This is a genomic window from Trichocoleus sp. FACHB-6 (assembly GCF_014695815.1).
In the GTDB taxonomy this organism is placed as follows: Bacteria; Cyanobacteriota; Cyanobacteriia; order Cyanobacteriales; family FACHB-T130; genus Funiculus; species Funiculus sociatus.
On record NZ_JACJOY010000029.1, the window covers coordinates 19,851 to 37,135 of the forward strand.

General features: G+C 43.6%; 12 protein-coding genes. 8 read left to right on the top strand and 4 right to left on the bottom strand.

From position 1 onward, the window contains the following. Nucleotides 1-245 precede the first annotated feature (245 nt). Together H6F66_RS06185 and H6F66_RS06190 are read right to left on the bottom strand one after the other, a co-directional pair. The gene (locus H6F66_RS06185; protein WP_199295043.1) at nucleotides 246-1,778 is read right to left on the bottom strand and encodes a glycosyltransferase family 39 protein; all 1,533 of its coding nucleotides are present in this window, start codon (nucleotides 1,776-1,778) and stop codon (nucleotides 246-248) included. A 25-nt stretch (nucleotides 1,779-1,803) separates the two neighbouring features. Further along, the gene (locus tag H6F66_RS06190) at nucleotides 1,804-1,953 is read right to left on the bottom strand and encodes a hypothetical protein (RefSeq protein WP_190419306.1); all 150 of its coding nucleotides are present in this window, start codon (nucleotides 1,951-1,953) and stop codon (nucleotides 1,804-1,806) included. A gap of 138 nt (nucleotides 1,954-2,091) precedes the next feature. Between H6F66_RS06190 and H6F66_RS06195 the strand changes: the two genes are divergently transcribed. Then, nucleotides 2,092-3,609, top strand: coding sequence for a glycosyltransferase family 39 protein (locus tag H6F66_RS06195; protein ID WP_199295042.1), 1,518 nt, complete (start codon nucleotides 2,092-2,094; stop codon nucleotides 3,607-3,609). 276 nt (nucleotides 3,610-3,885) lie between these two features. After that, nucleotides 3,886-6,270 carry a polysaccharide biosynthesis tyrosine autokinase gene (locus tag H6F66_RS06200; RefSeq protein WP_190419308.1) on the top strand — a complete coding sequence of 795 codons (2,385 nt, stop codon included), beginning with the start codon at nucleotides 3,886-3,888 and terminating at the stop codon, nucleotides 6,268-6,270. 427 nt (nucleotides 6,271-6,697) lie between these two features. Here the strand turns inward: H6F66_RS06200 and H6F66_RS06205 are convergent, their stop codons facing one another. Further along, nucleotides 6,698-7,708, bottom strand: coding sequence for an NAD-dependent epimerase (locus H6F66_RS06205; RefSeq protein WP_190419310.1), 1,011 nt, complete (start codon nucleotides 7,706-7,708; stop codon nucleotides 6,698-6,700). A 313-nt stretch (nucleotides 7,709-8,021) separates the two neighbouring features. On the opposite strand from H6F66_RS06205, the gene H6F66_RS06210 reads away from it, so the two are divergent. Continuing rightward, nucleotides 8,022-10,181 carry a glycosyltransferase family 39 protein gene (locus H6F66_RS06210; RefSeq protein WP_190419313.1) on the top strand — a complete coding sequence of 720 codons (2,160 nt, stop codon included), beginning with the start codon at nucleotides 8,022-8,024 and terminating at the stop codon, nucleotides 10,179-10,181. A gap of 272 nt (nucleotides 10,182-10,453) precedes the next feature. Here the strand turns inward: H6F66_RS06210 and H6F66_RS06215 are convergent, their stop codons facing one another. After that, entirely contained in the window at nucleotides 10,454-11,944 is a 1,491-nt protein-coding gene (locus H6F66_RS06215) for an SLBB domain-containing protein (RefSeq protein ID WP_190419315.1), read from the bottom strand. Nucleotides 11,945-12,160: 216 nt separating this feature from the next. On the opposite strand from H6F66_RS06215, the gene H6F66_RS06220 reads away from it, so the two are divergent. From H6F66_RS06220 to H6F66_RS06240, 5 genes are all read left to right on the top strand, one after another. Then, nucleotides 12,161-13,885 (top strand): S-layer homology domain-containing protein, encoded by a 1,725-nt coding sequence (locus H6F66_RS06220; protein WP_190419317.1) that lies wholly within the window; start codon nucleotides 12,161-12,163, stop codon nucleotides 13,883-13,885. Between the two features lie 82 nt (nucleotides 13,886-13,967). Further along, the gene (locus tag H6F66_RS06225) at nucleotides 13,968-14,519 is read left to right on the top strand and encodes a hypothetical protein (protein WP_190419319.1); all 552 of its coding nucleotides are present in this window, start codon (nucleotides 13,968-13,970) and stop codon (nucleotides 14,517-14,519) included. A gap of 83 nt (nucleotides 14,520-14,602) precedes the next feature. Continuing rightward, a complete protein-coding gene (locus H6F66_RS06230) occupies nucleotides 14,603-15,577 on the top strand; it encodes a glycosyltransferase family 2 protein (RefSeq protein ID WP_190419321.1) in 975 nt (324 codons plus the stop codon). 11 nt (nucleotides 15,578-15,588) lie between these two features. Beyond that, nucleotides 15,589-16,527 (top strand): class I SAM-dependent methyltransferase, encoded by a 939-nt coding sequence (locus tag H6F66_RS06235; RefSeq protein ID WP_190419323.1) that lies wholly within the window; start codon nucleotides 15,589-15,591, stop codon nucleotides 16,525-16,527. Nucleotides 16,528-16,544: 17 nt separating this feature from the next. After that, nucleotides 16,545-17,252, top strand: a complete 708-nt coding sequence (locus H6F66_RS06240) for a class I SAM-dependent methyltransferase (RefSeq protein ID WP_190419325.1) — start codon at nucleotides 16,545-16,547, stop codon at nucleotides 17,250-17,252. Nucleotides 17,253-17,285: the final 33 nt, after the last annotated feature.

Here is a 17,285-nt window from a genome sequence, read left to right on the forward strand (position 1 = left end):
TGAAGCGATTTTTGGGGAGATTGATGAGGGAGTTGAACCATTACTGGTTCTTCCCCCAACCTCCCGTTCTTCCCAAAACATCGCGTGATTTTGGATTGAACGCAATGTAACAATCTTCTAATTTAGGTAGTTTCAGTTTATTGGTAGCGTGGGCAACGAGCGCCACAAGCGTTAATTCGGTAAATTTTTATGATGTAGTGCAGGCTACCAAAACGCGAAGCCAGATGCAAGCGATCGCGCCCATCTTACCTGGAAAATTCTTTTAATACATAGTGTTCCACAGTGCCTTTCTCATTTTCATATGTTTTTGAGTAATTTTCTTTAATATAAGCGCTGATTTTTTCGTCACTTTTGAATTTCTCTGTCCACCTGGCAAACACAATCTGCTCTGGACGATATTTCTGTAATATCGTCAGTAAATCGTCGTTGGTCAAATTTCCTGAACTAAATCGTTTTTCTGATATTACCGCAATTTCTGGCGGCACGGGCAACCCCGCATAAAATGCGTATATTGGACGATCTGTGAATAGCCATTGAGTAGAGTCTTTGTATTTTAACACCAAATTCATAACTTCAATATTTCTCGCTGGTCTGCCTATAGGCTTAGTAGGAATTGCAATCATTGACAAAATTAGAATTGCTGCTGCAATTCCTGGTAAAATTAGCTTTTTTATATTCAGTGACTTGAAATTGGAGTTCCAGCCAGCGGGGAAAAAATCAATGATTAAAGCAACTCCATATGCAGCGAGCCAGGTAATCGGAATTGCCAGCAAAGTGTAGTGATGATACCAAACTGGTTTATGGTTCAGAAGAAGTAGGATAGCTGTTGCCAGCCAAACCAAAGGAAAAAATCCTTCTCTTTGTCTCTTTAAAAAAATCGCCCAGATACCGATTAAGGCTAAAAATAAATAATCCAAGTCTTGAATCATTAAATAGCGCAAATAATCAATATTGTTAAATTTTTCAAATCCAGCTTTTACGTCTTCTCCTAAATGAGCTTGAAATAGCTGTTCATAATTTAATGAGTGACACAAAATGCCAATAGTAACGTAAACTCCTAAAAGAGTACCCAGCCAAAGCAAAGGCAAATACCAGAGGTTATATTTAGACAAGATAGACTTAACTCCCGAACCCCCTTCGCTTCTAGGAGATAGAGAGAAATTGAATACCCCTCTCTTTGTCGGGGAGGGGTTGGGAGAAACCTTACCCTCTAGATTATTATTTGCCTCACAATCCATAATTTTAAAATCCCACAAATAGAGCAGCATCAGAGGGATAAGAAAGACAGTAAACAGTTTTGTTTGTAAAGATAAAGCAAACAAGCCTCCTGATAAAATAATAAATATTTTACGAGGGTGGCGTTTATAGAGGGTCAGGAAATAAATAGAAAACATCGCCAGAGACAAAGTGGGAATGCCAATCATCACGGCAATACTGAGCCTAACAAATAGCCAGGAAGTCAATAATAACAGCGTGGCTACGAGAGCTGGTACCAGCCCCAAAGAGTAGCGGATAATTTGATAAAATGACCAAACTAATAATGACGAAAAAAGCAAAATTAGCAAGCGTGCCGCAAAAACTGAATATCCAAATAAACTGAACCAATGTGATAAAGTAACCGTTAAAAGAGGCGGTTGATCGCTCCAAATTTGCGTATAAAGAGAAAAGCCTTTCGAGTATAAAAGCGCTTTAATTAAGTTCAGTCCCTCATCATAGTCAAATTCAAAGGTTTGTCTCACTGGTCTGATGGCAAGAACAAAGCCAACATAAAGAGACATTATGAATACGTTAAGAAAGACTGTTTTAAGTTTGGGCATACTTAAGGAAAAGACACACTTGATTGATACTATACTCGCTCAGGCGTTGTTTGGCATCTTGACTGCTTAAATCTGCGGTTGTAAACTGCACTTGTTGAAGAATTTGAGCCGCAGACAAATCCCAATAACGGGACATACAGCACGAGTGAGAAGAGCAATCCTCCAGCAATAACCCACCAGAACCCAGAGTTGCGATTCGAGGGTTTTTAGACTAATGCGGGATGAAGAACGACGTTATTAGCTTGTCACGAATAAAAAAACACCTTATCATTACATGAATCAAGTTAAAAATTTAAGCGGTATTGGTGAGATGAAAAAGCTTATAAAGGCTTTTCCTTTAATTTGTCTAATCTTTGTTACCCTCTGGTTAAGGCTAATCAATTTAGGATATTCAGATTATCAAGGCGACGAGATTAGGGCATTGTATCGACCCGAAGCAGGACAAGGAATATCTGAATTTTTGTTCACCCAAAAGAAGGGGCCAATTCAATATTTTATTACCTATATTATTAAAATATTTCACCCTACCTATGATAATGAGTTTTTGGTTAGACTACCTTTTGCTGTAGCAGGAATACTCGCTGTATATTTTTTTTATAAGCTCGTTAAACTCCATTTTGGAGAAAAGATCGCTTCATACTCGGCGTTTTTTATGGCAAGTAACGGTTTGTTTGTTGCTTTTGCTAGGATAGTTCAATACCAATCTTTGGTAATTTTATTTTCAATTTTAGCTTTATATTTTTTATCGCTGTATATCGAAAATGAGAAGTGGAAAATTTCCGGTTTATATTTAGGAATAACTTTTTGGGGATTTTCTATCCTTGCACATTTCGATGGGATTTTTATAGCGCCTTTCGTTTGTTACGTTCTCTATAGCTGGTATAAAGATAAAAGTATATTGTCAAAAGAAGTTAAATTTAAACATTTGAGCTTTACTCTACTTATATTGGTAGGAATAATAGGTAGTTTTTATGTACCTTTTTTCCTATCTGTCTCCGAATCTACTAAAGAATATTGGGCGAATAGAATAAGCACGAGACCAGAAGATTCAATAAGTACATTCAAGATTTACAATCCAATCTTTGTCATATACCTATATGCCATATTAGGCGCTTTGTCTCTGTCTAAGATAAAAAAGACATTTTCAGTTATAGTTTGGTTTTTGTTCCCTTTTGTTGTTATGGAAGTATTAGTTAGCCAGCCGGGAACACATATTTATACATATATATTACCTTTTTGTATTTTAATCGCCTATGGATTGGAGAGATTAGAATTTTTAGTTTACAGAAAATCTAAAGTAAATTTTAAATTTTTGTCGATAAAAGCGGTAACGTGTTTGTTACTTTTTTTACTTGCTCATGTAATGTTTGTGGATCATAGTAAAGAGTATGCTTGGGAAGATAAAAACTTCTTGATGATAGAACTTCCGAAAAAGCATAAACAAAGTGCATTCGCCTTTCCCTATTATAGGAATTGGGAAGAGATTGGGGCGTATATTAAAACATTAGATGAGCGGGGATATTACTTAACGAATGAGAAGAAAAGTATTGCTAGATATTATATACCTACAGAATTTAAAAATGTAGAATTAGAAGCGGTAGCTAATAACTTGTTGGGATATACCTATCTAATACACATCAAAAATCCCCAAACTAGGAATGAAAAGATACTAGGAAAAAAACCGAGTTATTGGGAGCAATATGAACTAGTGAAAACTTTCTCAAATAATGGAAGGATAGTAGCAAAAATTTATCGCTTATCAGGAAACGAGCTGGAAAAGATGAGACAGTAGGGTGGTGATGAAACTTAGTTTAGCAAAACAGAGAAGTTCGTAGAAACCAAACAATTCATCCAGTTTACTGCTTGGCTGGGTTAAGTAGCGATCACTAAACCTACAGATTAAGAGTAGCTGGCGGGTGTGAGGATTATCTGTAGGAATGCAACATCGTATAACAATATGACTGCTGACGTGTAGCATATTGGGCTTTCATAGTGCAAAATTAGGCAAGAACCAGAAATTTACCTGGTGGTCGGGTCAAAAAAGCATACTGATAGGGCAGGGGTCTAGATGGAAGCGGGTCAATATTCTCAACCGTCATCGTCTAACGGGAATGGCAAGCAACGTAAAGACACCGATTTATCGCGTTTGTCGCTAAACGAGGAAACCCAGTTTCCGCAAGGCGATCGCGACGAATTGAATGTGCGTCAACTGTTGATGGTGGTGCGTCGCCGCGCCTTGGTGATTTTGGGGGTGGCGATCGCAGTGACATCCGGTGTCGGGGCGTGGACATACAGCCAGACACCCAAGTATGAAGGGAGCTTCCAGCTACTGGTAGAACCAGTTACAGCTGAAAATAAGCTAAGTAAATTAACTCAAGTGCCTGGTGTCGCTCAAGATCTACAAGAGTCTAGTTTAGATTACGAAACCCAAATTAAAGTTTTACTTAGTTCGGAACGAATGGCGGGGATTGTCGAATTTCTAAAAAAACGCTATCCCGACATCAGCTATGAGTCAATGGTTGTGGAAAACCGACTCAATATTATCCAGCTGGAAAAAACGAAAATTTTAGAAGTCCGTTACCGCGATACCGATCCGGACAAAATTAAGTATGTCTTATTTGAACTAGCGAAAGTTTATCTCAGGTACTCGCTGCAAGAGAGACAAAGCAACCTCAACCAGGGAATTAAGTTTGTAGAAGGTCAATTGCCTGCTTTGCGGGAAAGAGTGGACAAACTCCAGGGACAACTGCAAACATTTCGCCAACGTTACAATATCCTCGATCCGGAAGAACAAGCAAAACAACTGGCTCAGCAAGTAACTGAGATAGAGGAACAGAAATTAGATACTCGTGTAAAACAAAATGAAGCAAGTTCGCTGTATGCAGCGCTACAAAAACAGTTAGGCATACCACCACAACAAGCGATCGCAACTGCTGCACTCTCCGAAGCACCGCGCTACCAAGACTTACTCAAAAAGTTACAGGAAGTAGAAACCAAACTCGCCACCGAATCAGCGCGGTTTTTGCCAGAAAGCCCCAATATTCAGGCACTACAAAACCAACGGCAAAATTTGCTGCCTTTATTGCAAAAAGAGGCGGCGGCGGTGCTGGGAACTACCGCTGTTACTAATGAACCTTCCCTTGCTTCTCCAAATTCAATTCGCTTAGAACTAACTCAGCAATATGTTGATGCGGCTAACCAAATGCAGGTTTTACAGGTGCGCTATCAAGCGATCGCGCGAGCCGAAAATATCTTAAATCAACAAGTAAGATTATTGCCTGTAATTGCCCGTCAATACACGGATTTACAGCGAGAACTCAACGTAGCCACTGAGAGTTTAAACCGCTTTCTCGGTGTCAAAGAAACCCTCCAGATTGAAGCAGCGCAAAAATCTCTACCTTGGCAGCTGATCTCCAAACCCCAGAAGCCAGAACAACCAATCTTTCCCAAGCCGAAGCGGAATATAATTATGGGAGCGATCGCTGGTTTAATGTTAGGACTAGCAGCCGCCATCCTCGCAGAACGACTAGACAACGTATTCCACTCCCCTGAAGAACTCAAAGAAAGCACCCGCTTGCCACTTCTCGGACTTATTCCACATCAAAAAGAACTTAAGCTATTCAAGCCAATAGTCGAGTTAGTCAACTTAACTCAAGGTGAAAGTAGTCACACCAAAGCGCAGAACCAAGCCAGGGAAACCACCGCAAGAGAGCGAGCCAACAACCGCAAAGCTAGCTGGTACAACGCTTCACCCTTCTTAGAAGCCTTCCGCTCCCTGCATACTAATGTTCGCTTTCTCGGTTCTGATACCCCCATTCACTCCCTAGTAGTTAGCTCAGCCTCCCCCGCAGACGGGAAATCTACCGTTTCCGTCCACCTAGCGCAAGCCGCCGCCGCAATGGGTCAGCGAGTCCTGCTAGTGGATGCAGATTTGCGCCGTCCCCAAGTTCATCACGTTCTGGGTTTAGAAAATAACCAGGGACTCAGCAATGTCATAGCGACTGGTTTAACCCCCAGAGAAGCCATTCAGCGATTACCTTCTTGGGATAACCTGTACGTACTCACAGCAGGACAAATCCCGCCAGATCCCACCAGGCTGCTTTCCTCTAAGCGAATGCAGTATTTAATGGAGCAGTTAAACGCCGTTTTTGACCTGGTTATCTATGACACGCCGCCTATTCTGGGTTTGGCAGATGGCAGACTTTTGGCTGTACATACCAATGGCGTGATTATGGTTGCCAGACTGGGTAAAACAGACCGTTCCGTGCTACTGCAAGCCATAGATGCGTTGAAAATTTCCAGCGCCCCTGTGTTGGGTATGGTAGCTAATGGTGTCAGGAGAGGAACCAGCGGTTCTTACTATTACTACACCCGCTACTATACTTCTGAAAATTCGGACGTAGAAAATGCCAAAAAACTCTTGCAGAAACGATTTAACGTCCGCAGTAATTAGTCATTAGTTATTAGGGTGGGAAATGCCCACCCTAATAATTGGTGTGGCGCTCAAGTTTGTTTGCTAGTTGCCCAGCATTGTAGGTGCGTGACTCTATCAGTCTGTCAGCCTCGCGCCTCTGGTATTGAACTACCTTCATGCTTGTACATGAGTCAACTCATGGGTAAGAAGTCCGCCTGATTTGTTGTTAACCTATAGGTATAGAAATTCCTTTATTAATCGTCAAAATTTCTTCCTCCGAGACGTTCTATAGAATGCCTCTACTCACCATTATCTATTTAAAACCGCTATATATCACTTAATTTTACGAGGCGTAAAATGTGAGTTATTACGAACATTTTGCACCATTTTCAATAAACAGGAAGCAGCAATCTATCCAGCTTTCGCTCCCAGACTTTTAGCCTGGAAACGAGAAAACAACTCATGACTAAGCACCGTAAAAAGAACGATACCACTCAACAAAACGGGGGATTCCCACCTCAATAGAAGTTGAGGGTTTAAAGCCAACATCTTTTTGCAAATCATCAATATTGGCATAAGTTTCTGGAACATCACCCGGTTGCATGGGCAACAACTTTTTTACAGCTTTAGTACCAAGACAATCTTCCAAAACCTCAATGAAATATCCTAATTCAACAGGCTTATTGTTGCCAATATTGTAAATTTTGTAAGGGGCGGCACTTATTCCCGGATCTGGATCGTATCCCGACCAGTCAGGATTTGGTGAGGGAATATTATCAGATACCCGCAAAACTCCTTCCGTAATGTCATCAATATAGGTGAAATCGCGCCGCATCTTACCATAATTGAAAACATCAATCGCGCGACCTTCTAAAATGGCTTTAGTAAACAAAAACAGCGCCATATCTGGACGACCCCAAGGCCCATAGACCGTAAAGAAGCGCAGTCCAGTGGTAGGTAAACTATACAAATGACTGTAGGTGTGAGCCATCAATTCATTTGCTTTTTTAGTTGCTGCATATAAACTCACTGGATGGTCTACATTGTCATGCACCGAAAAAGGCATTTTCTTATTAGAGCCATACACAGAGCTAGAAGAGGCATATACTAAATGTTTTACTCCCGAATACCGACAACCCTCTAAGATATTCATAAACCCCACCAGATTACAATCAACATAGGCATGGGGATTTGTCAGCGAGTAACGTACACCCGCCTGAGCTGCCATGTGCAACACTCGATCTGGTTTAATATCGGCAAATAACTGTGCCATACCCTGACGATCAGCTAAATCCAGTTGGTAAAACAGAAAATTATTTTTGTCCGTCAATTGAGCCAAGCGAGCCTGCTTTAAAGTGACATCATAATAATCATTGAGATTGTCGAGACCAATGACTTCTTCTCCTTGATCTAGCAACTGTTTGCACAAAAAAAAGCCAATAAAACCAGCGGCACCAGTAACAAGAATTTTGCTCATATTTTGTCTTTACTAGCTGTTAGGAGAGTAACAATCTCTGCGGGTTTATTTCCTGGTAGTGGGAATAGATCACCAACACGAGGATGTCCAAGCTAATTAATCTATCCCAAAAACCCCAGTGGATGCCATAGTTACTTTAAACTGCCTAATCATACGCGATCGCGCTCTTGCACGCTCTTGTACAATGTCAAACTGATAAAGCTCCTTGACCATATCGGTTATTAAGCTGTTCCGCAAGTCCCACAGATTCTTTCGCACCGGGAAACACAGAGCTAGTCATTATTCATTAGTTTTTTACATACACTTGACAAAAATGAAATTTACCCCACTTTGGCTCGGCATATTTCTGGTGTCGCTAGCGCTGCGTGTTGTGGCAATTACTGTCCCCATTAATTCGGACGAAGTGTTGTGGATGACTCGCGGCAGCACTTTTATCAAGCACTTGTTGGAGGGAGACTTAACTGGCACATATCTTCGTCATCATCCGGGCGTAATCAATATGTGGCTAATTGGCATCAGTATGTTGTTCAATTGTCAGCTGCACAAGGTGTTTCCAGGTTTAGATCAGCCAGCAAATTTAGATGCTTGTTTGGATACCGTCCAGTTTCCCATAGCCTTTTACGTGCTGCCTCGCCTGCTACAGGCAGCGATCGCTTCCGGTTGTATGGTGTATCTATATGTACTCACCAAAAGGCTTTTGGGGCGATCTGTAGCACTGTGTACCCTAAGTTTACTGCTACTAGAACCGTTCTTTTTAGCTTATCAGCGCTACCTCACCACAGATGCGCTAATGGCTGATTTTAGCGTTTTGGCGTTGCTGTTGTTTCTGCTTTATCTGCGGGGGGATGTCCGGCGCGATCGCAAATTACTCATCCTGTCCGGTGCGTTCATGGGGTTGGCAACGGTTACAAAAGTAACTGCGCTGTTTCTCTTGCCTGCTATTACTATCTGGCTAGTGCTGAGTGAGTTCGGAGTTTGGCGAATTCCTCAAAAAGGTTGGAAGCGTCGATTTGCGGATCTCCGGTGGTGGGGAGGCAGCATCTTAGTTACAATTATTGCGATTTGGCCTGCAATGTGGGTGTCACCCTCCTATGTTGTGAGTCAGATTTACAAAGGCGTGTTGAATGAGTCCGCTAGAGGTCTTCTTTTCTTTTTAGGGCAGATTACTGATTCGCCGGGAGTTATTTTTTATCCGCTAGTGCTGGCTTATCGTCTCTCCCCAGTGCTACAAGTGGGGTTACTGGCTGTGGGTGCAGTATTGGTGATACCCAGGCTGCAACGTACTAGAGATAAGGCAGACCTAATCCCCCTAACCCCCTTGGGGGAACCGGATTTGGGGGAGTTAGACCAGCGCCTGGCGGGGAAAAACCCCGTGGTAACGACTAGCGTGCAGAGGTTCGCCGAAAAGTTTTGCAAGCAGGAAGTTATTGCACTTGCATTAGTACCCTTGTCTGTTTTACTTATCCTCTCGGCTAGCGATAGTAAGATCGACCGTTACATTAATCTTTTCTTGCCAGTGCTAGCTATCTTGGCTGCGGTTGGCTGGTTAGAAATCGCCCGTTGGGTGCGGTTTGGCGCGGGTAAGATTAATCGAGGCGTAACGAGTGCGATCGCGCTGTTTTTATTACAACTAATCTTCCTTGTACCCTACTGCCCTTATTACTTGAGTTACTATAACCCGTTATTCGGTGGTTCGCGGGTTGCCAAAGATATATTTATGATTGGTCAAGGCGAGGGTCTTGACCTTGCCGCTAAATGGTTGAACCAGTCACCTAACGCTAAACAAATCGTAGCAGCTAGTTGGTCTGGGAGGGCTTTTGGGGCATATTTTCAAGGTCAAACTATCTCAATATACAAATTCGTCGAACCCGAACAGCCTTGGACAAAGGCTAATCGCGTTGTCTTGTACTACAACCAATTCCAGCGTCAGTTGCCAGATCCAAAGATGCTGGCTTACTTTGGGGCGCAGCAACCTTTACATACCGTGCGGCTGCACGATATTGACTATGCAAAAATCTATCCTGGTGCGGTTCCCTTAGCTGAAGATTTAAAACGCATCCAGTTTCCTCTCGACTTGTATTTTGGGGAACAAGTACGCTTGCGCGGTTATGATCTTAAGACATCAAAATCTTCTTTAAGTCAAGAGATTTTAATAACATTTTATTGGGAATTTCTGACACCATTGCCGCCAGATTTGACGATTAATATTAGTTTGCGCGATCGCGTTGCCCCAATCGCTACTCGCGAGGGAAAACCACTGGACGGCTATCTTTCCCAAGCTCAAACACCGTCAGGCTCATTATTACGCGATGTCCACAAGCTAACACTATCGCCCGGTACGCCACCCCAGCGTTACCGCCTTGAAGTGGGGTGGTTCTCGGATAGCAACAAACAAGCCTTGCCAGTACGCGATGCGGCAGGAAATTCCCCAGGAACCCAGGCGGTTATTGGCGAAGTCGAGGTCGTAAATTGACACTCCCCACGGCAATAGTTTTCGGTTAGTGCCATAAACCTCCAAGCTCCCGCTTAAAAAGGGGGATTGCAGGGTGGTTTCATTTATTAAAAGAAAATTCTGTAACGTTGATTTTGTTTAGTGGTAGGGGCATGGTATTGCCATGCCCCTACAAAATCTCGCAATTTCCGATATTTTCTAAGGGTTGTATGAAACCACCCTGCCCTTTTTAAGGGGGATTGGGGGATCAAATGTATTGCATCAAAAAAGTGAATTCGGGTAAATTCACGTTTTTACTGAAAGATCCTGAAAAAGTTAAAGAAAGTGAAAATACTCCCAACCGGACTTAAAATCGTGCCTAGAGTATCTGAGACACTAGCAAGACCGGAGCGGTTTACAACAACTACATCGTTATTCCGCAGAATGGGATTGCTTTGATCGTTGATCCCCTGAGCCAAATTTATATCCACCGTTCGTTTAGAGACGGTGCCGTTGGGGTTGAGGCGAATCAGATCAACCCGGCTCTTGCGGGCGCGATTGTTGAACCCGCCAGCTGCCAGCAGCGCTTGATTTAAAGGGGTGTTGGGTGGCACCTCCACAGACCCAGGTCTGGCGACTTCCCCAACCACATTCACTCTAATGAGATTAGGAGAAAAACTAGCTGCTGCTATTTGGGGTGCTTCCGCTGGGTCTATGTTAGTGGCTGTGGGAATTGCAATAGTATCTCCCTCTTGCAAAATTGCATCTTGAGCCAGATCCCCGCCTTGTAATAGTTGCCAGAGGTCTACGGCGATCAACTGTTCGGCGCCTGTTCTGGTGGGGCGGCGGATTTCGACGCGGCGAATGTCAGCTGAGGGTGTAATACCGCCAGCCAGTTGAATTGCCCGCGTGACTGTGGGGCGATCGCCTACAACATTTCCGGCTCCACCGGGAAGGGCGCTGGGGCCAGTGACTCCGGCGGGATTCTGAACGACGTTTCCTGACGTAACCGTATAGGGGCCAGGACGCAATACTTCACCGACAACAATAATTTTCAGCGGTACGTTTGGCTGGGATGCAAAGGTGGCATCAGCTAGTAGACGGTTTTCGGCGCTATTGAGAGTTGTGGTTGTGGGGATAAAAATTGTATCTCCATCTCGCAGAGAGATGTCTTGACTCAGGTCGCCGTTCCTGAGTAAATCAAAAAGATCGACGTTGAACTGTTGCTGGCTTCCAGGGGCGCCCCGGCGGCGGATCTGTACAGAACGGACGTTTGCTACTTGGGTAATGCCTCCAGCCAGCTGAAGTGCCTGAGTAACTGTGGGAAATGTTCTACCTTCAGTTAGGGGAACGGTGTAGGAACCGGGACGAGTGACTTCTCCGGCGACGCTGAGTTTGACGGGACGGGGCAAGAGCAGACTCACGGTGAGTACGGGGCGTTTGACAAAGCGGGCATAGAGGTTAGAAATTCTATCGCTTGCTTGTCTGATTGTCAGTCCCTCAACTTCTACGCTGCCGACGATTGGCAGGTTGAGGGTGCCATCGACTAAAACCTGATATTCGCCGCTGTATTCGGGAACGTCAAAAATATCCAGACGAATGCGATCGCCCCCTCCCAATGTGTAAGCTGTTTCTGTCGGCGCTCGATTGACATTTGGAACGTTTTGTGTACGCGGAGCGGGAGGCGGCTGGAAATTAGGAAGTTGAGCCATTACCGGAAGGGAAGCGTTCGTGGAAGCGATCGCTACCACAGAGAAACCCGCAATCGGTCGAACCAGAAATCGACGAAAACTAGCACCAGTCATAGAAAAATTACCGCTTGTGTCAGATTGTTTTTTTGCGCTTACGTTAGCACTATGTATTCAAAAACTATTGAGTTTCGTTACACAAAGTCACGCCTATGACGGATAGAATCCCAAAAAAGTTGCAATATATAGTTGAATCACAACCGTAATTTTCTCAAAGTCGTGTAACTTTGAGGTGACAATAGAAATTGCGGCAAGTAGAGGAGTGGTAAGGTCATGACACCAGCAAAGGGTAGGGGTCGTTTAAATCAAATAAACAGGAAGCTGTGGTACAGAGTACCCATCTTAATGAGTTTCTTTGTGGGCAGTGGGGGAATCTACGCGGTAAACAGTTGGGCTTCCCCGGCAGCCAATTCTAGGATAGTGGCATCAAACCCACAAAGCAGAGGGAGCGGAGCCACTGGGGAAGCACTCATGGAAACCATTATGGGGGCTGATGCTCTGCGTCCACCAACGAACCCGCCTGCTGGAGGAACCGCCACCAGATCCAATTCGGCGCGACAGAGAAAAAGCGTACAGCAACGCCCGGTGATTAAAGCGCCAGCGCGAGTGGCACAAGCAGTAAGCAGCTTCCCTGATGTTCAGGGAAACTGGGCGCAAGCTTTCATTGAAGAACTGGCAGCCAGAGAAGTTATCGTCGGCTTTCCCGATGGCACCTTCCGCCCGAATGAACCCGTTACCCGCGCTCAGTTCGCCGCCATGATCCGGAAGGCGTTCCAAACAGCTGCCACTCGCCAAGCAGTGGATTTTGTGGATGTACCTCCGAATTTCTGGGCTTATACGGCAATTCAGGAAGCATACCGGACTGGATTTTTGGAAGGGTATCCTAATCGAGTTTTCCTTCCCAATCAAAGTATCCCTCGCGTCCAAGTTTTAGTTTCATTGGTGAGTGGGCTTAACCTGCAACCGACGGAAAACGTAGCTTTAAACACCTTTTATCAGGATGCTGCCAGCATACCTGACTATGCGCGGATTGCGATCGCAGCTGCCACAGAAAATCAACTCGTTGTCAATTTTCCCAACGTTGCTCTGCTTAATCCTAATCAGGTAGCAACTCGTGCGGACGTAGCAGCGTTTATCTACCAGGCGTTAGTTAACGCGGGGCAATTGCAGCCGCTACCCGCAACCAACGTAGCTACTCGTTACATTGTCGGCTACGAACCACCAGTAGCATCAACACCCCCACTTACCGCCGAACAAGTTGCAGCCCTCAGACAGCAGTATCGACTTCCCGAACCATCTATAGTAGAAGAACTACGGCGCTTAATTGGCGGTAACTCCAGTATTGGTACACCCACAGGTTTCGGCGCTGACCGGGGACAGGCATATATCGGCGCAGGCTACCAAGAAAGAACCCGTGGCACTAATCAGGATGACGGGGTGATTGCAGCTGGTATTGGTCTTGGTGATGCCAGAAAAGCCGTTGGTGTAGAAGGCACAGTCTCAATTTATGACCTGTTCGGCGATGATAGCTTCGAGGATGGCGGCATTAGCTTCAAAGTTCACCGTCTGTTTGGCGAGGACTTAGCAGTTGCTGTAGGAGTTGAAAATTTCGATACCTTTGGAAATCCCGACCCCGGCTACAGCACCGTTTATGGTGTCGTCAGTAAAGTTTTCCCACTAGCATCTCGGACAACATCCGGCTTTACCCCTTCTGTCACCGCTTCTGTGGGCTTGGGCGGCGGTCGCTTCCGTTCTCTGGCTGATATCAGGGCTGGCAGAGATTCTGTGAATCCGTTTGGTAGCGTCGGCGTGCGGGTGGCTCAACCCATCTCTCTTATTGCAGAATGGAGTGGTCAAGATTTGAATTTGGGTGCTTCTATCGCTCCATTCCCGAATATACCGCTGATCATCACCCCAGGTGTTGCCGATGTGACGGGTAATGCTGGTAGTGGTGGAGGAAGGTTTATTCTGGGTGTAGGTTATGGCATCACCTTCTAAAAGGCAAAAGGCAAAAGGCAAAAAACTTTTTCCTTAGCCAATGTGTAGTAGGTATTTCATTTATAGAATTGGGAAAAATTGTATGGTTCTCAAACGTTTTTCTTTACATCTTGGTCTGAGTTTGGCTGTGGGCTTTTCTCTTTTGTTGGCAAACACAAAAGCTCATGCTCAAGTGGGCAACGCTTCCGATATTACTGGGCCAATTCCCACGACTAGCGACATTGTTAACGGCGCTTTCATCCCCAGTGGAGGCGGAGCATCTGGCAGAATATCATTTAGAAATTCCGATGCTGTTAATCGGGCAGCTGACTCAATTAATTCTCAGCTAGCAAATAGCAGCTTAGGGAGTGTATTGGCTGGTAGTGGAAATGTTTCCACTAACGCTAGCCAGCTTATAACCACTCTATCTAACGCTTCCGGAGGCAGCAATCCAGCGCTGGTGAGAAATCTGCTCGCCAGCTTGCAAGGACTAACATCAAATGGTACGGTCAATGCAGGTGAGTTGAGGGCAGCAATTGCCGCTTATAATGCTTTGATAAATGGCAGTGGTGGCGAGTTTTTGAACGGTCGTCCAGACGAATTGCTGACTATCCGAGCAGTTTTAGAAGCTTTAGTTAATGCTTCAGGTACCTAACAAGCGAGTTAATAGTTGGGAGTTAGTAACTCTTAACTATTAACTTAATTAGTTTTCAGCCCATCTTGGACACGTAATTAATCATGTCGCAAGAGCTAAATATTGGCATAGTAATTCCCTCCTATAATGAGGGACAAGACTTGGTCAATACGCTCAAAACCATTTTTAATCAAAGTTCTCCGTTTGCGGAAGTTATCGTTGTAGATGACTCATCCGATGGAACCGATCGCTTAGTTGCTGATACTTTTGGGGAGCGGGTAAAATTAATTCATCGCGATCGCGCTTTAGGACGATCTTCTGCACGTAATGTAGGCGTACAGCGTTCCACATCTGATGTAGTGGTAATTTTAAATGCTGATGTCAGCTTGCCACCTAATTTTTGTGAATATTTACAAAAAAAATACAAGGACGAAGATTGTGATGCCTTCGGAGTTGGTCTAACAATTACCAACACTCAGCATCCATACCCCTGTTATCGCTATGCTCTCTATTTAACCCATGTTTATCGAAGAAAAGTTTGGACAGAAGGCTTTTCTGTCCGGCGTTCAATTTTCTTCAAAACGCAGGGTTTTCCGACTGGGTATCCTCTGGCTATCCTCGCAGGGGAAGATACTGAGTTCGTTTTTGATTTACAGCGAATAGGAGCCAATATCTGTTTTGACTTTGAGTATAAAGTTAGCACAGTGATGCCAGAAGATGCAGAAACTATTGAAAGTCAATTGCGAGGTCGAGCCTCTCTACGTACCTTACACTTTGTTTATGACAAATCGTTGGGAGAATTGATACCTCGTTGCATTCTTAAGCAGATTCGGCGGCTAGTTGTTGTAGCCACAGTTCTACCATTTTGTTACCAGATAATCCGGTTATGGCTGCATTTTAATCAAGGATGGAAAGATTTAGGAAATTATGCTAAGTATGAACTGTATGACAAGTGGTTGCGATCGCATCAAGAATGGTTGGATCTGGCAAACTTTGTAAGCATATATAGAGACAAGGGGTATAACTTACGTGATATTCTGCTCAAGCGACCTTCTCAACTGCTGAAAATAAGTCAATAATTTTAAGAATTATGCTCGATGCTACCGATCTTTCACCAGTTGATTTTCGCTTCGATCCGAATCTGGGAACCTCTGTACGTGATCGCATTCGAGATGCTGCTGACAATCTAATTCGCCGCCCTTTTTATAAAATACTGTATAAAAAAAAATTTGCCCAACAACCTTATCCTATTAATTTGGTACTTCCCGCCAAAGGGATGTCCACATTAGCAAAGCGTCATTGGGTGGATCGATATCTTAAGATTCAAAATTCCCGTCTACTTGTGATTGGTTGTGGAACTGCTTGGGATTTTGGCTCTTATCTACGCTTCAAACCTAAAGAAATTGTCGGGATAGATTTATATAATTTTGAGGGCTGCTGGCAAAAAGTTCAAGCGTATGTTAATAAAGCTGGGTTGCAAACTAAAGTAAGTTTTCATCAAGCAGATATTGCGGAACTCAATCCCAAAAATATGGGAGAGTTTGACATTATTTGCAGCGATGCGGTGTTTGAACATTGCCGAGACTTAGAAAATGTACTAAAAACTCTGTATAACCTTCTGCGTCGCCAAGGCGTTATGTATGCCAGTTATGGACCACTGTGGTACTGTTGGAATGGAGACCACTTTTCGGGACGCGATCGCATTGAGGAGGGATATAACCATTTGTTACTCGATCCCGTTGCCTACAAAGATTATTACTATACCCATTTGCGAGATGCTGATTTTGAATTGCAAAATGGAGGTCGATATATAGAGTTAGATTTATTTAGTAAACTTTCGAGCCGTGAATATTTTGACCTTTATAATCAAGTAGGTTTCCGGATCAAATCAGTTATAGTTGACTTTCATGTTAAAGCTAATTCCTTGCGTTCTACCCCTCTATTTAAACAACTAATTTTCAAGTTTCCCCATTTAACAGCCGATGACTTTTTAATTAGAGGACATCTGATTATTTTAGGAAAACATTAAAATTAACACAAAACTGTATGGAGCCGATCAAATTTTACGAAAAGTATGCAATTGAGTATGGTGAAAATGCTTCGATACCTGAGCCGATAGCTTTTTCAGGAACATGGGGGAGCAAAACCAGGATTCAACTAGCTTATGAAATGCTGGCACCTTATGCACCTTTTGATAGTTTCTTTGATGTTGGTTGTGGGAATCTGAGCAATTTAGTAACTTTGCAAAATCTATTTAACAAAGGTTTTGGAATAGATATCGTAGCTTATCCAACCTGGAAACTTTTGCAAGAGAAATTTAGCACCTATCAGCACAATCTCAATTCCGCATCTCTCCCCTTTCCGGATGAAATGTTTGATGCTGTAACTATCTTAATGGTTCTAGAACACGTATTCGATCCTTTTACTGTAATCGAGGAAATTGCTAGAGTAACGAAAGCAAAAGGATATTTAGTAATTAATGTTCCCAATATTGCTTTTATTAAACATCGCATAGGACTGCTGCTCGGTAAATTGCCAGTTACATCTACAGTCAAATGTTGGGAAATGCGAGAATGGGATGGCGGACACATTCACTACTTCACCTTGGATCGTCTAACTTGGTTACTAAGTGAGTTTGGAAATTATCAAGTCTTACAGGTGCAAGGAAGTGGTAAATTAGGGAGATTGAAGCGTCTATTGCCAGGGGTATTGTGCAGTGATTTACAAATTTTGTGTCAGAAAGTAGCTGGATAAAAAGAATAAAGCTCATTTATTTTTGACGTAATA

What these genes read in the sequence shown, in the direction of transcription:
- H6F66_RS06185 (WP_199295043.1), bottom strand. Translation starts at nt 1,778, where the DNA reads ATGTCTCTTTATGTTGGCTTTGTTCTTGCCATCAGACCAGTGAGACAA.
- H6F66_RS06220 (WP_190419317.1), top strand. Translation starts at nt 12,161, where the DNA reads ATGACACCAGCAAAGGGTAGGGGTCGTTTAAATCAAATAAACAGGAAG.
- H6F66_RS06225 (WP_190419319.1), top strand. Translation starts at nt 13,968, where the DNA reads ATGGTTCTCAAACGTTTTTCTTTACATCTTGGTCTGAGTTTGGCTGTG.
- H6F66_RS06215 (WP_190419315.1), bottom strand. Translation starts at nt 11,944, where the DNA reads ATGACTGGTGCTAGTTTTCGTCGATTTCTGGTTCGACCGATTGCGGGT.
- H6F66_RS06235 (WP_190419323.1), top strand. Translation starts at nt 15,589, where the DNA reads ATGCTCGATGCTACCGATCTTTCACCAGTTGATTTTCGCTTCGATCCG.
- H6F66_RS06190 (WP_190419306.1), bottom strand. Translation starts at nt 1,953, where the DNA reads ATGTCCCGTTATTGGGATTTGTCTGCGGCTCAAATTCTTCAACAAGTG.
- H6F66_RS06195 (WP_199295042.1), top strand. Translation starts at nt 2,092, where the DNA reads ATGAATCAAGTTAAAAATTTAAGCGGTATTGGTGAGATGAAAAAGCTT.
- H6F66_RS06210 (WP_190419313.1), top strand. Translation starts at nt 8,022, where the DNA reads ATGAAATTTACCCCACTTTGGCTCGGCATATTTCTGGTGTCGCTAGCG.
- H6F66_RS06205 (WP_190419310.1), bottom strand. Translation starts at nt 7,708, where the DNA reads ATGAGCAAAATTCTTGTTACTGGTGCCGCTGGTTTTATTGGCTTTTTT.
- H6F66_RS06230 (WP_190419321.1), top strand. Translation starts at nt 14,603, where the DNA reads ATGTCGCAAGAGCTAAATATTGGCATAGTAATTCCCTCCTATAATGAG.
- H6F66_RS06240 (WP_190419325.1), top strand. Translation starts at nt 16,545, where the DNA reads ATGGAGCCGATCAAATTTTACGAAAAGTATGCAATTGAGTATGGTGAA.
- H6F66_RS06200 (WP_190419308.1), top strand. Translation starts at nt 3,886, where the DNA reads ATGGAAGCGGGTCAATATTCTCAACCGTCATCGTCTAACGGGAATGGC.